Source organism: Christensenella sp. MSJ-20 (assembly GCF_044357945.1).
Taxonomy (GTDB): Bacteria; Bacillota; Clostridia; order Christensenellales; family QAND01; genus QAND01.
Map to the genome: position 1 here is coordinate 324879 of NZ_CP076563.1, position 13802 is coordinate 338680.

The 13802-nt window shown below is 55.2% G+C and carries 16 protein-coding genes and 1 tRNA gene; 16 read left to right on the forward strand and 1 reads right to left on the reverse strand.

All coding sequences use genetic code 11. From position 1 onward, the window contains the following. The first annotated feature begins 3 nt into the window (after positions 1 to 3). The 4 genes from KP626_RS01620 to KP626_RS01635 all read left to right on the forward strand — a co-directional run bounded on the left by KP626_RS01620 (position 4) and on the right by KP626_RS01635 (position 1880). Positions 4 to 90: transfer RNA gene (locus KP626_RS01620), tRNA-Leu, on the forward strand. Positions 91 to 554: 464 nt separating this feature from the next. Beyond that, entirely contained in the window at positions 555 to 1079 is a 525-nt protein-coding gene (locus KP626_RS01625; RefSeq protein WP_395977706.1) for a DNA topology modulation protein, read from the forward strand. Continuing rightward, on the forward strand, positions 1036 to 1452 hold the full coding sequence (locus KP626_RS01630; RefSeq protein ID WP_395977708.1) for a DUF2752 domain-containing protein: 417 nt from the start codon (positions 1036 to 1038) through the stop codon (positions 1450 to 1452). The genes KP626_RS01625 and KP626_RS01630 overlap by 44 nt, the downstream gene beginning before the upstream one ends. Positions 1453 to 1544: 92 nt before the next feature. Beyond that, positions 1545 to 1880, forward strand: coding sequence for a TM2 domain-containing protein (locus KP626_RS01635; protein ID WP_395977710.1), 336 nt, complete (start codon positions 1545 to 1547; stop codon positions 1878 to 1880). A gap of 32 nt (positions 1881 to 1912) precedes the next feature. On the opposite strand, the gene KP626_RS01640 is transcribed toward KP626_RS01635, so the two are convergent. Continuing rightward, entirely contained in the window at positions 1913 to 2761 is an 849-nt protein-coding gene (locus KP626_RS01640; RefSeq protein WP_395977711.1) for a phosphorylcholine transferase LicD, read from the reverse strand. A gap of 183 nt (positions 2762 to 2944) precedes the next feature. Between KP626_RS01640 and KP626_RS01645 the strand changes: the two genes are divergently transcribed. From KP626_RS01645 to KP626_RS01700, 12 genes are all read left to right on the forward strand, one after another. Continuing rightward, positions 2945 to 3886, forward strand: a complete 942-nt coding sequence (locus KP626_RS01645) for a DUF2156 domain-containing protein (RefSeq protein WP_395977713.1) — start codon at positions 2945 to 2947, stop codon at positions 3884 to 3886. Further along, positions 3861 to 4973, forward strand: coding sequence for an enhanced intracellular survival protein Eis (gene eis / locus KP626_RS01650; RefSeq protein ID WP_395977715.1), 1113 nt, complete (start codon positions 3861 to 3863; stop codon positions 4971 to 4973). The genes KP626_RS01645 and eis overlap by 26 nt, the downstream gene beginning before the upstream one ends. Positions 4974 to 5090: 117 nt before the next feature. After that, positions 5091 to 6395, forward strand: coding sequence for a phenylacetate--CoA ligase family protein (locus tag KP626_RS01655; protein ID WP_395977717.1), 1305 nt, complete (start codon positions 5091 to 5093; stop codon positions 6393 to 6395). 2 nt (positions 6396 to 6397) lie between these two features. Continuing rightward, positions 6398 to 8119: an indolepyruvate ferredoxin oxidoreductase subunit alpha gene (gene iorA, locus KP626_RS01660; RefSeq protein ID WP_395977719.1), complete on the forward strand. Its 1722-nt coding sequence runs from the start codon at positions 6398 to 6400 to the stop codon at positions 8117 to 8119. 1 nt (position 8120) lies between these two features. Next, the gene (locus tag KP626_RS01665; RefSeq protein ID WP_395977721.1) at positions 8121 to 8693 is read left to right on the forward strand and encodes an indolepyruvate oxidoreductase subunit beta; all 573 of its coding nucleotides are present in this window, start codon (positions 8121 to 8123) and stop codon (positions 8691 to 8693) included. 23 nt (positions 8694 to 8716) lie between these two features. Then, on the forward strand, positions 8717 to 10012 hold the full coding sequence (locus KP626_RS01670) for a phenylacetate--CoA ligase family protein (RefSeq protein WP_395977723.1): 1296 nt from the start codon (positions 8717 to 8719) through the stop codon (positions 10010 to 10012). 14 nt (positions 10013 to 10026) lie between these two features. Next, a complete protein-coding gene (locus tag KP626_RS01675; protein ID WP_395977725.1) occupies positions 10027 to 10470 on the forward strand; it encodes an ACT domain-containing protein in 444 nt (147 codons plus the stop codon). Then, complete coding sequence (alr, locus tag KP626_RS01680) at positions 10467 to 11591, forward strand: alanine racemase (protein ID WP_395977727.1); 1125 nt, start codon at positions 10467 to 10469, stop codon at positions 11589 to 11591. The genes KP626_RS01675 and alr overlap by 4 nt, the downstream gene beginning before the upstream one ends. Then, a complete protein-coding gene (locus tag KP626_RS01685; protein WP_395977729.1) occupies positions 11581 to 12168 on the forward strand; it encodes a 5-formyltetrahydrofolate cyclo-ligase in 588 nt (195 codons plus the stop codon). The genes alr and KP626_RS01685 overlap by 11 nt, the downstream gene beginning before the upstream one ends. A 21-nt stretch (positions 12169 to 12189) precedes the next feature. Beyond that, positions 12190 to 12738 (forward strand): 16S rRNA (guanine(966)-N(2))-methyltransferase RsmD, encoded by a 549-nt coding sequence (gene rsmD / locus KP626_RS01690; protein ID WP_395977731.1) that lies wholly within the window; start codon positions 12190 to 12192, stop codon positions 12736 to 12738. Further along, entirely contained in the window at positions 12739 to 13233 is a 495-nt protein-coding gene (coaD, locus tag KP626_RS01695; protein ID WP_395977733.1) for a pantetheine-phosphate adenylyltransferase, read from the forward strand. After that, the gene (locus KP626_RS01700) at positions 13230 to 13799 is read left to right on the forward strand and encodes an ATPase (RefSeq protein WP_395977735.1); all 570 of its coding nucleotides are present in this window, start codon (positions 13230 to 13232) and stop codon (positions 13797 to 13799) included. Before coaD ends, KP626_RS01700 begins: the two co-directional genes overlap by 4 nt. Positions 13800 to 13802: the final 3 nt, after the last annotated feature.

Genomic DNA, 13802 nt, shown 5'->3' on the forward strand with positions numbered 1-13802 from the left:
TGCGCCGCTGTGGTGGAATCGGCAGACACAAGGGACTTAAAATCCCTCGGGGGCGACCCCGTATCGGTTCAAGTCCGATCAGCGGCACCAGCAGGCTGAGCCTGCACTCAATATCGCGAATCATCTTTGGATGGTTCGCGATATTTTTGTATTCAAATCCAAGTTTGTTGTTATGAGATTCGTACCAGGCTGAGCCTGGACGCAATTTGCGCTCAAGGTTCAGCTATTTGTCTGTTCCTTGCGTTTAGTGGAGGTGTCTTTTTCGTCAACGCTTCTCAGAGGCAAGTTGCTGCGCCCGATATGGCAATTCCTCAAAGTGGAGTGCCATATTTTGATGTCTGCGCGAAAGGGCGGGCGTCTTTTTGCATAGCATCGCTAGGTGGAACCTGTGTCCGCTTTTGGGGCGCGCCTTGCTTTGTTAAGCTAAGCGGAACATGCTTTGCGTGCCTGGTGATAATGGGAATCGCCCTCCTATTTGACTGTGTGGGAAGGGGCTGTTATGATGAGATTCTCTGTAAAGTGGATGTGGAAACGAAAAAGGAGGAAGGCGGAGGATGCGGATTGCGATAATCGGGTATAGCGGAAGCGGAAAGTCCACCTTGGCCGCTTTTCTGGGCAATCGTTTTGGCATCCCGGTACTCTATCTGGATACGGTTCAGTTTGAGGCCAACTGGAAGGAGCGAAATCGGGAAGAGGGCGTTGCTATGGCTGCGCGCTTTATGGAGCAACCGGAATGGGTGATCGATGGAAACTACCGTCAGTTCCTGCAGGAGGAGCGGCTGGCACAGGCGGATTGGATCATCTTCCTTCGATTTTCCCGCTGGAGCTGTTTTCGGCGGGCCTGGTCCCGGTATTGCCGGTACCGCAACACCACCCGGGAAAGTATGGCGCCTGGTTGTCAGGAGAAGTTTGACCTTGCCTTTGCTTGGTGGATCCTGTATCGGGGGCGGGATAGGGCTGCCCGGGCCCATTATGACGAGATTCTGGAACGATATGGCGAAAAGACCGTGGTGTTAAAAAATCAGGGGGAGCTGGATGCGTTTATGCGAGCACCCTTTGACAGGGGGGACCCCCTTTGAGATCAATAAGGTGATGGTAGCAAAACGGAAAGTACAAGGATCCAGGCTATTTTATCGGCATTTGGGCTATTTTGCCGTTCTTGCGCTGGCTTTTTATCTATTGAAGGTTATGGGAATCGGTTGTCCGTTCCGGCGCGTTCTGGGGATTCCTTGTCCCGCCTGCGGTATGACCCGATCCCTTGGAGCGTTGCTGCGGCTGGACTTTGCCGCGTCCTTTGCGTATCATCCGCTGACCCTTCCATTGCTAGCCGTCCTTTGGCTGGGGTTTCATCAAGGGCTGTTTCCGCGTTATCAGCGGGCTATCCACTGGGGAATGGGATTTGTGGCGGCCCTGATGATCCTCGTCTACATTCTGCGGCTGCTCCAGCTATAACTTTATGAATACTTAATGGTTGCTAGACAGCGCTTATGTTATGCTATTAACGGCGATAGGAAACGCCGAAGCTGGAGGAGGGAGTTCTGTCCTTGGATAAGCAAAAAGTCGATTTGTATTTGATGATGAACCAAAAGTATTTTCCGGCGGAGCGGATCATGTTTCTGCGTGAACGGCTGCTTCAGATGGATGACGATACCTTTATGCGGATGTCCATGGTTCAGTTGAAGGATCCCACCGTAATTTTGATCGTATCGCTGTTCGTGGGAACGCTGGGTATCGATCGGTTTATGTTGGAGGAGCCCGCCATGGGAGTGCTGAAGTTGCTGACTGCCGGCGGATGCGGTGTTTGGGCCATTGTGGATTTATTTCTAGTGATGAACAAGACCAGGGAATTGAATTTTAGCAAAATAATCGCCCTGTTATAGGGATAAAATAAAGGAGAGGCGTTGCCTCTCCTTTATTTTATATATGCTGTATATGGCGTTGTACAATCGATTATTTCGCAACTATGCTGGGGAATGCGCTTGGATTTAGGCGGATACTGCATGTAATCCCCATAGATGTGTTTCAGCAACAATTCAACTTTTTCCGGAACGCGAATTGTGATGCTTTCAAAGTTGATTTCTCTACCGTTTCCATAATACTCTTTTGGGACCACTTCTCTTTTATATATGGAATCGTATAGGCTTCCTACGGCGGCACAGGCATCATACCCGTACTTTTGTATCATAGCCTCTAGGCGATAAGCGGCTTTCTTCGGAGTCATTGTTCTTGAAAAGAGCTTCATAATCTTTCCAACCAATTCGGTTTTTAAAGGACGTTTTTCTGGTGCGGTACGATGATAGAATCCTTCGTCAATTCTATCTTCAAACATGATTTTTTTAAATTTGAATAAGATTTCGTCAAATTTTGAATAATTATATCCATCCAGAGGAAAAACATCGATGTATATTCCATGGTTCATGTGTAGCTTCATTGCGGCAGTTTCTATAAAAGTGGTATTGGAATTGCGTATTTTACTAAAACCTCTGAGGTAGTCTGGATCTGTATCCAAGGTCTGAAGAAAATAATGTTTGGGTAAAAGCTCCTGTGCATGCTTGAGAAAGATTTCATAATCTGCACGCGGGAGAGCAACGTCGATGTCATCATCCCAGGGGATAAATCCCCCATGCCTGACAGCGCCTAAAGCAGTACCATCAATAGCAAAATAACGCAAATGAAGGAGTTCGCAAATTCGGATAAACTCCTTTAAGATATCCAACTCAATTTTCTTCACTTCATCCAATTGGTAGTCACTTTTTTTCATACCACACCTCAGCAGAAATAATGCAGAAATAGTTTATATGAAATAGGTCAAAATATCCAGTAGGGAATTAATCCCTAGAAACAATTCTTACATCAGGGAGTGAATTCTCCGGTATTTGCTATGATTTGACTGCGATGGTATAATTTGATCAAAAGTTTTGAATTTGAATAAGGAGCGATTTTTGTGGAATTTAAGGAAATCACCCTGGCTGATCGGGAGGTCTTGGGGGAGTATCTTGGCATGTGGTCCATGGATAATGCGGAGCATTCCTTTGCCAACCTCTATATGTGGCGAAAGGCCTATCAGATCAAGTTCTGCATCAAGGACGAGGTCTTGTACATCCGGTTTCAACATGAGATCGGCAATAAACCGCCTATTCTGTTTTCCCCGCTACCCAAGAATTGTGAAATCGACTATTGCAGGGTGATGCAGGATACCATTGCTTACTGTCACAGGGAGGGAATCGAGTTCAAACTGCAGAGCGTGGTTCAGAAGATGGTGGACTATATCCGGCTTAATTGCATGGATATTTTTGAAATCTCTCTTGATCGGGATTATAGCGAATACGTTTATAACGTATCCGACTTGGTGAACCTATCGGGGAAGAAATATCACAAGAAAAGGAACCACATCGCCCGATTCTTGGACAACAATCCCAACCATGAATTCGCCCCTATTACCCCCGATGATATCGACGATTGCAAGGCGATGTATCAGGAGTGGCGCGCGGCTCGGGAGTCCGAGGGCATGGAGGATTTGGACTTGGAGCAGTTTGCCATGTATGAGGCCCTGGACAACATGGAGGCCCTGAACCTCACGGGCGGACTGGTTCGCATTGACGGCAAGGTGGAAGCCTTTACCCTGGGGGAGCGCATCTCGGAGAAGACGGTGTTGATCCATATTGAGAAAGCGAACCAGGATATCCAGGGGCTGTATCCCTTCATTAACCGGGAGTTTTTGCGGCACTTTTACGCCGACATGCAGTTCGTGAACCGGGAGGAGGATATGGGGCTGCCTGGGCTCCGTCGGGCAAAGGAAAGCTATTACCCCGCCTTTATGATCGACAAATATATGGTTACCCTGAAGGAGGGCATCACCTATGAGACTTTGCACCCTGAGGGATGAGGCGGATTTAAGGGAGATTTGGCGGGTTTGCTTCGGCGACCCGCCTACCTATATCGATTACTTTTTTGAAAACCGGTTTGATCCCCAGAACACGGTATGCCTGGAGGAACATGGCCGGATTCCTGCCGCCATGCACATCGTTCCCTATGAAGTGGATGTTCGGGGCGGGGAATTTCCCACCGCCTATTTGGTAGGGGTGGCCACAATGCCGGAGGATCGGATGCGGGGTCTGAGCAAGGAGTTGATCCGGGAGGGCTTGCGCCTTTGCCGGCAGCGGGGATACCGGTTTTCCCATCTCTATCCCTTTTTGCACTCCTTTTACGCCCGGCTGGGGTATGGCGTTGCCAATCGCCGGAAGCTGGCCTCTTTGCGTGCAAGCCAGGCAATTCTGCTGCCCCAGCCCCATAAGGTGCGGCCCATGGACGGGGACGACGCCAGCGCGGCCCTTGCCTGCTATCGGAGATTTATGGAGGGAAAAAACGGCTATGTTATCCGATCCTCCATGGAGGGGCGGCTAAAGGAGCATCTGCTGGAAAGCCCGGCCGTAGCGGCGTTGTATCCCAACGGGGATATGGCGGGCTATTGCCTATGCTATTTTGAAAATGGCGTTTTGATTGCCGATGAGATGGTCTATGATTCCCCAGAGGCGCTGGAGAGTTTGGCTGCTGCCATGGGATCCCTGCAAAAGCCGGAGGGGGAGATCCGCTTTACCCTGCCAGAGTGGGAGGCTTTGCCGGAGAACTGGGGGGGCAGCGCCCAGACGGAGGATTATGCCATGGCGCGGATCATCCACCTGGACGGACTTACCGTTCCGGCGCCGGAATCGGCCACGGGGGACGTTGTCCTGCGGGTTTTTGACGACTTTCTCCCGGAGCAGACGGGGATATACCGGGCCATCGCAACGGACGGCCAAGTGACCTTTACCCGGTATGAAAAGGGAGCGCCCCAGTGCGAGATGGACATTCGCCCGCTTTCTCAGATGGTCTGCGGCAACCTGCCGCCGGAGGTTCGGCCAGGCGGGGAAGGGGAGAAAGCCCTTTTCCAGATGTTGCCGGCTCTGCCCTGCCTTCTCTTTGAAAAGTACTGACACACCTTGGTTTTTCGCGCTTGATATGGTATATTAAGCAGTAAATAATTTGTAATGGTGAAACGGTAATACGGTAGCCCTTTTCCTTTCTCCATTTCTTGATCGAGGTGTGAGTTTATGATCTTTTCCCCATCCATCGAATGCGCCGATCGTGAGGAGATTCAGCGCATTCAACTCCAGGGCCTTATTAGCACGGTAAAGCGGGTTTACGAAAAGGTCCCCTATTACAAGGAAAAATTGGACGCGGCAGGCGTGAAACCGGAGGATATCAAGAGCCTTTCCGACATCACCCGGCTGCCCTTTACCACCAAGGCGGATATGCGGGCGAATTTCCCCTACCGCCTTTTTGCCGTCCCCATGCGGGATATCGTGCGAATCCACGCCAGCAGCGGAACCACCGGTACCGCCACCGTGGTGGGCTATACCAAGAACGACCTGGATAACTGGGCGGAGTGCGTGGCCCGGGTGGTATGCCAGGCAGGCGGAACCCCCGACGATATTGCTCAGATCTCCTTTGGCTATGGGTTGTTTACCGGCGCCCTTGGGCTCCACTACGGCTTGGAAAAGCTGGGCGCCAGCGTGATCCCGGTATCCGCCGGCAATACCCGGCGGCAGATTCAGATCATGGAGCAGTACGGTACCACCCTTTTGGTAGGGACCCCTTCCTATGCTCTTTACATGGGGGAGACCGCCCGGGAGATGGGCGTGGATCTTCACAAGCTGCCCATCCGCCTGGGGGTGTTGGGCGCCGAAGGCCATACCAACGAGATGCGAAAAGCCATCGAGGATCTGTACGGCATGGAGGTCACCGAGAATTACGGGCTCAGCGAGGTCATGGGCCCCGGTGTGGCAGGGGAATGCCAGGAGCATCGGGGCATGCACATCGCGGAGGATCACTTTATTGTGGAGATCATCGATCCTGAAACCGGAGAGCCGAAGGCGCCTGGGGAGATGGGAGAGGTGGTTATCACCACCATCCGGAAGGAGGGCCAGCCCCTTATCCGGTACCGGACCCGGGATATCAGCAGCATCACTTACGAGCCCTGCGCCTGCGGACGCACCAGCGCCCGGATGCAGAAGGTCCTGGGCCGCAGCGACGATATGCTGATCATCCGGGGGGTTAACGTGTTCCCAAGCCAGATCGAGAGCGTGATCCTCTCGGTGCCGGGGGCCGGGCCCAATTATGAGATCATCGTAACCCGGGAGAACCATATGGATCGGCTGGAGGTTCTGGTGGAGGTGGGAAGCGCGGAGCTTCTCAACAAGTTTGCCGAGTTGGAACGCATCAGCCGCAGCATCAAAGCAAAGCTGAAGGAGGAGATCCTCCTTGACGTGAAGGTGAGCCTGGTGAATCCCATGAGTCTGAAGCGCTTTGAGGGGAAGGCCAAGCGGGTCACCGATCTGAGAGATGGGAATGAGTGAGAATGAGTATGATTTTATTGGGGAATGAGGCCGTTGCTCACGGGGCAAGGGACGCTGGCGCAAGGGTGGTTTCCTCCTATCCCGGTACGCCTAGTACCGAAATTACCGAAACCATAGCGGCGCTGGGAGGACTGTACGCCGAGTGGGCCGCCAACGAAAAGGTTGCCGCCGAGGTGGCCATGGGAGCCGCTGTGGCTGGGGCCCGCGCCATGTGCTGTATGAAGCATGTGGGCCTCAATGTGGCCAGCGAGGTGCTGTTTACCGGCGCTTATTCCGGCATCAACGCCGGACTGGTGTTTGTAGTGGCGGATGATCCTGGCATGCACAGCAGCCAGAACGAGCAGGATACCCGGTTCTACGCCATGAGCGCCCATGTTCCCATTCTGGAGCCCTCTACGGCCCAGGAGGCCTACGATTACATCCGTCTGGCTTTTGAAATGAGCGAGGCCTGCGATTTGCCGGTGATTCTGCGGATGACCACCCGCATCGCCCATACCAGGGGAATCGTTGCTCCTCGGGAGGCGGACCATCCGGAGCTTCGGCCCTATGAGAAACGGCCCGACAAGTATGTGATGATGCCGGGATTTGCGCGTCCCCGTAAGCACGCCATGATGGCTAACCTGGATAAGGCCCGGGCCTTTGCAAAGGAACGGGGGATCAATCGTGTGGAGCTGGGCAGCAAACAGGGATTTCTCTGTGCCGGCGGGGTTTACCAGTATGTAAAGGAGGCCATGCCGGGGGCCAGCGTCTATAAGGTCGGCATGCCATATCCGCTGCTAGAGGAGGAGATTAAGCCCTTTGCCAGCGGTGTGGAAACCCTCTATGTGGTAGAGGAGCTGGAGCCCGTTATGGAGCTGCAGTTAAACTCCTTTGGCCTCTTCCCCAAGGGAAAGGATACCTTTGGAAAGTTTGGAGAGTATACCGCAGAAACGGTTGCTTGCGCCGTAAAGGGCGTTCCCGTGCCGGAGGATACCGTCAGCGATTTGCCTGGACGGCCACCGGTGCTTTGCCCCGGCTGCCCCCATAGAGGCGCCTTTACCGCCATCAAGCGGCTGAAGCTCAACGCCTTTGGGGACATCGGCTGCTACACTCTTGGAGCGGCGGCCCCTCTGTCCGCTATGGATACCACCATTTGTATGGGGGCCAGCATCGGCATGGCCCATGGCGCCGCTCTGGCCCAGGGGGAGGATATGGCCAGAAAGTCGGTGGCGGTCATCGGGGACTCCACCTTCTTCCACAGCGGCTTGGACGGCCTGGCCAGCGCCTGCTATAACCAGTCCGATATCACCGTTCTGGTGCTGGACAACGGCACCACCGGCATGACGGGCCATCAGGATAACCCCAGCACCGGCATGACCCTAGCGAGGCAGAAGGTATCGCCCATCTCCATCGAAGAGACGGCCCGGGCCTTTGGAGTGAAGAACATCTATATCGCCGATCCTTTGAATCTGCCAGAGATGGAGCAGGCGCTCCGCGACGCCTTAGCGGCTCCCGGCGTAAGCTTGGTGGTGGCCCGCCATAAGTGCGTCCTCATCGATGGGGAGAAAAAGCCTGTTTATAAGGTAAATCCGGAGGTGTGCATCGGCTGCGGCGTCTGTTTACAGTCTGGATGCCCTGCTCTGCGGAAGCAGGACGGCAAGGTGTCCATCGAACCCACCATGTGCAAAGGGTGCAATCTTTGCGCACATCTGTGCCCCACGGGGGCCATCGAGGGAGGACGCTAGGATGAAGCTGGATGTATTGATTTCGGGCGTAGGAGGGCAGGGAATCCTCCTATGCGGTAAGATATTGGGGAATTATGCTACCCGCAAGGGATTGGACGTGAAGGTTTCCGAGGTGCATGGCATGGCCCAGCGAGGCGGCTGTGTGGTGACCCACGTGCGTATGTCACAGCGGGTATATTCCCCTTTGATCCACCGGGGGGAGGCGGATGCCATCCTGGCCTTTGAGCCCATGGAAGCCCTTCGGTACATGGATTTTATCCGGGAGGACGGCGTGGTGATCACCGCCGCCGACCGGGTGCTGCCCATCTCGGTGGCCATGGGCCAGGGGACGTATCCGGAGGACATCATGGAACGCGTCCATGCCCGGTGCAGCCGGGTGCTGACGGTGGACGGCGCCGCCCTTGCCAAGGAGGCCGGCAGCCTTATGACCCTGAACATCGTGCTGCTGGGAGCTTTTACCGCCATGCTGAACCTGGATCGGGAGGCGATGGAGGCCGCCGTGGCCGATAGTGTAAAGCCTCAGTTTGTGGAGATGAATCGGATTGCATTTGGCCTGGGTTACGGCCTTGTATAAGCTTTTTTAGGGAGATGGAACGGATGATTTGGGACCGAGAGCATGAATGTATGGAGCGGGGGGAGCTGGAAGCCCTTCAGTTGAGCCGTCTGCAGGAGATGGTAGAGCGCATTTACAACCACGTGCCTTTTTATAAGGAAAAGCTGGATGAGGCGGACATGTCGCCCGAGAAGATCACCTGCCTTTCCGATCTGCAGCGGCTGCCCTTTACCACCAAAACAGACCTTCGTGACCACTATCCCTTTGGGATGTTCTCCAGCCCTATGGAGGACATCGTGCGGATCCATGCCAGCAGCGGCACCACCGGAAAGCCTACCGTGGTGGGATATACCGAGGGGGATTTGGATATCTGGCGGGAGGTCATGGCCCGTACCCTGACCAGCGCCGGCATGGGAAAAAAGGATATCGTACAGGTGGCATTTGGCTATGGGCTGTTCACCGGGGGCCTAGGCGCCCACTACGGTGTGGAAAAGATCGGCGCTAGCGTGGTGCCCATGAGTACCGGCAATACCAAGCGTCAGCTGATGCTCATGGAGGATTTTGGCGTCACCGGCATCTGCTGCACTCCCTCCTATGCCCTGTTCCTGTCGGAAGCGATGGACGAGATAGGCGTGGATAAGAGCAAGCTGAAGCTGAAATACGGCGTGTTTGGCGCGGAGCCCTGGACCACGGAGATGCGGGATACCATTGAACGGAACCTAGGCATCCGCAGTACCGATATCTATGGACTCAGCGAGATCATCGGACCCGGCGTATCCTTTGAATGCGAAGCCCGGTGCGGGATGCATGTCAATGAGGATCTGTTTATCCCGGAAATCATCGACCCCGTTACCATGGAGGTTCTGCCTGACGGGGAGCAGGGGGAGTTGGTCATCACCACCATTACAAAGAAGGGAATGCCCCTTTTGCGGTACCGGACCCGGGATATTACCCGGCTGCACCGGGAACCCTGTTCCTGCGGACGTACCCTGGTTCGAATGGAGAAGGTGGTTGGCCGCAGCGACGATATGCTGATCATCCGCGGGGTCAACGTATTCCCCAGCCAAATTGAGAGCGTGCTGATGAACCTGGGCATGGCGCCCCATTACCTCCTGGTGGTGGACCGGGTGGATAACCTCGATACCCTGGAGGTGCAGGTGGAGGTGGCTCGCGAGCTGGCCTCCGATACCATCCGGAACATCGAAGCCCTGCAGCGGAAGCTGGAGGGGGAGATTCGCTCCACATTGAATATCGGCGTGAAGGTACGGCTGGTGGAACCCCGGACCATCCAGCGCAGCGAAGGAAAGGCCGTCCGGGTCCTGGATAAGCGGAAGCAGTAGAAGGAGGAGACAGCATGTTAAGACAGATATCGGTTTTTCTGGAAAACAAAAAGGGAAGGCTCGCCATCGCCACCAAGCTCCTCGGGGACAGGGGCATTGATCTCGTCGCCCTATCCATCGCGGATACCACCGATTTTGGCATCATGCGGTGCCTGGTGGATCGTCCGGACGAGGCCATTGCGGTGCTGTCCGAGAATGGCTTTACCGCCAGTACCACCGAGGTATTGGCCGTACAGGTGCCGGATGTACCCGGCGGCCTTGCCCATGTGCTGCAGATCATCGACGACGCGGGGATTAACGTGGAATACCTGTATTCCTTTGTTCGCACCCCTAACGACAACGCGTTGATCCTGTTCCGGGTAGACGATACCGAAAAATGCCAGAAGCTCTTCGCGGAAAATGGTATCGTTACCCTTACCGACGAGCAGGTGTATGGCGGGGGCTGCAAGGCCCAATGAGATACCGTCCCACAGTGGCGGAAATCAACGGGTATGCCCTGGCCCATAATGTAAAGGAATTTGTCCGTTTGGCGGGGAACGCCAAGCTCATGGCGGTGGTGAAAGCCGACGCCTATGGGCATGGCGCTCCCATGTGCGCTCGGATTGCCCTTGCCAATGGAGCGGCAGCAGTGGCGGTAGCCACGGCGGAGGAGGCGCTGGAGCTTCGGAGAAACGCCGTTACCGGGGAGATCCTGGTGCTGGGGGCCGTCCTGGGCCGCGAGGCCATGGAGGCGCTCATCAAGGACGAGGTGGCTTTTCCCGTCTACTCCATGGATCAGCTGGAGGAGGCAGAGGGAGCGGCGGAACGAGTGGGAAAGCCCGCGCTTTTGCACATCAAGCTGGAGACGGGCTTCAATCGCATCGGGATGGATCTTGCGGATCTAGACGCTTTCTTATGCCGGGCGAAGGAGTGCTCCCATGTAGAGCTACAGGGTATGTTTACCCATTTTGCCACGGCGGATGAGGCGGACGACAGCTTTGTGGATCGGCAATACCGGCACATGCTGGAGGCGGAGGCCATATGCGGGGCTCAGGGCGTGCATCCCATGATCCATGTTTCCAACAGCGCCGCCATCACCCGGTATCCCGACTATCGGCGGGATATGGTTCGCTTGGGCATTTCTCTCTACGGCTGCCCGCCCTCCGATCTCTTGGCGGGCGCGGCGGATCTCTGGCCGGTCATGTCCCTGAAAAGCGCCATTGTGCGCCTGCGGGAAGCGGCTCCCGGGGAAGCGGTGGGATATGGCTGCACCTACCGCGTGAAGCGACCTACGCTGGTGGCCACCCTGCCTATCGGATATGCCGATGGATACCCGAGGCTGCTCTCCAACCGGGGACAGGTTCTGGTGGGCGGAAAGCGGTGCCCCGTCATTGGGCGGGTTTGTATGGATCAGATGATGGTGGACGTGTCCGGAATCACGGCTCACGTGGGGGATCCGGTGGTTCTTTTGGGAAAACAGGGATCGGAGCGCATCACCGCCGATGAACTGGCGGAGCTGTGCGGCACCATATCCCATGAAATCTTGACGGGGATCAGCGGACGGGTCCCGAGGGAGTTTGTATTCGACTTTGAAAAATAGATTGCGGAAACGGTATAGGAAGTATCTGGATTCTATGAGCCAAGAGGAGCGGCAGCGGGACAGCGCCCAGGCGGTAAGGCTGCTGGCCTCCATGGAATGGATCAAGAAGGCGGGCCGCGTTCTGCTTTATCATTCGATTGGAACGGAACTGAATGTTCTGCCACTGGCGGATTTTCTTTGGGAGCGGGGGAAGGAGGTCTATTTGCCTAAGGTGGTGGGAAAACACCTCCTTTGTCTGCACTATACGGCCGATACCCGCTTGGCGACCGGCGCCTATGGCATCCTGGAGCCGGATCATCGGGACGCCTTAATTAGCGAGGATATCGACGCGGTTTTGGTGCCGGGGCTGGCCTTTACCAGAAGAGGACTGCGCCTGGGCCGGGGCGCCGGCTTTTTTGACCGTTTTCTGGCCAGCACCGAGGCCAAGCGAATCGGGGTTTGCTTCAGCTGTCAGATTGCGCCGTGGCTGCCCATCGATGAGTGGGATATGAGGATGGATGCCGTGGTCTGCCCCGATGAAATAATCTATACCGACCGTCAAGAACGGTCTTTTAATGATGACCCCCATATGGTATAATCCAAATATTAGGAGTGGATGATGCGTATTACCGGAGGTACCTACCGATCCCGTCAAATCCAGGCGCCCAAGGGCAACGAGACCCGTCCTACCTCGTCGGTGGTACGGGAGGCTGTGTGCAATCGTTTGGGGCAGCGGATTCCCGGGGCCATGGTACTGGACCTTTTTTGTGGAAGCGGAATCCTATCCTTAGAGGCCGTCAGCCGCGGCGCTCAGGGAGCCATTTTGGTGGATGTAAACCGGGAGGCCGCAGCGGTTGCCCGGCGCAATGTACAAGCCTTGGGTTTGGGCGATGTTTGCCGGGTGTATCAATCGGATTATCTCCGTGCGTTGTCCCTTTTTAAGCGGGATGGCCTTGGGTTTGATCTTGGCTTTTTTGATCCGCCCTACCGGAGCGGTTTTTATCAACGAGCGCTGGACCTTTCCTTTGACGGTGTGTTCAAAGAGGACGCCGTATGTGTCTGTGAGTTTGGCACCAAGGACGGTTTCCCCTATACGGGAAATGGCTGGGAGGTTACCGATATTCGCCGATATGGCAGCCGGTCCGTGGCGTTTATAAGGAGCAAATAGATGAAGATTGCGATCTATCCCGGGAGCTTTGATCCCGTAACCAGCGGCCATATGGATGTTATTTCGCGGTCTTCCCGCATTTTTGACCGCCTGATTGTAGCGGTACTGGAGAACAAACGCAAAACCCCTTCCTTTACGGTGGAAGAGCGGATGGAGATGATCCGCAAAGCGACCCTAACATTGGACAACGTAGAGGTTGGAACCTTTTCCGGATTAACGGTGGAGTATGCCCGCATGATGGGCGCTACTGCTATCGTCCGGGGCCTCCGTGCCATCTCGGACTTCGAGTCGGAGCTGGCTATGGCGGCTATGAACAAGCGCATGGCCCCCGAGCTGGACACGGTGATCCTATTTACCAGCTCGGAGTGGAGCTTCATTTCCAGCAGTTTAATCAAGGAGATGTGCTCCTTTGGCGGTGATATTCATGGGCTGGTGCCCGATTGTATCGCAAAAGAAGTTCAGAATAAACTGCAAGGGTGTGGAGGTATCAAATGAATATCTTTGAACTGATGGATCTTTTGGAAGATGAACTGGAAAACAGCCCGAACATTCCGCTATCCAGCAAAAAGCGGGTGGATGTGGAACGGTTTTACAGCATCCTGGATGAGATGCGGGAAGAGCTTCCAGAAGAGATCCGTAAATCCGAACTCCTTTTGCGGGAAAAACAGTTTATTCTGGATGACGCCAGGGTCCAGGCGGACGCTACCGTTCGGGAGGCGGAGCGCCGGGCCAAGCAGATGGTAGAGGAAAACGAGATCACCCAGATGGCTCAGCGCAACGCAGAAGAGATCATCGCGGCGGCCCAGCGCAACAGCAAGGAGATCCGTCTCAGCGCTCGGTCCTATGCCGACGACGTGCTCTCCGATCTGGAGTCCTATGTGAAGGAATACTATGATCTGATCCGCAAGAACCGGGATTCGCTTTCGGTGAAGGCTCGGGATAACGCCCAGAGGGAGCCCATCCGGGAGACGCGGGAGGTTAAGGAGCCGGAACGTCAGGAGCAGCGCCGGCGGGGCCGGGATCGTGATCGGGATCAGGAGCCCGATTGGGATTATGAATAAGGC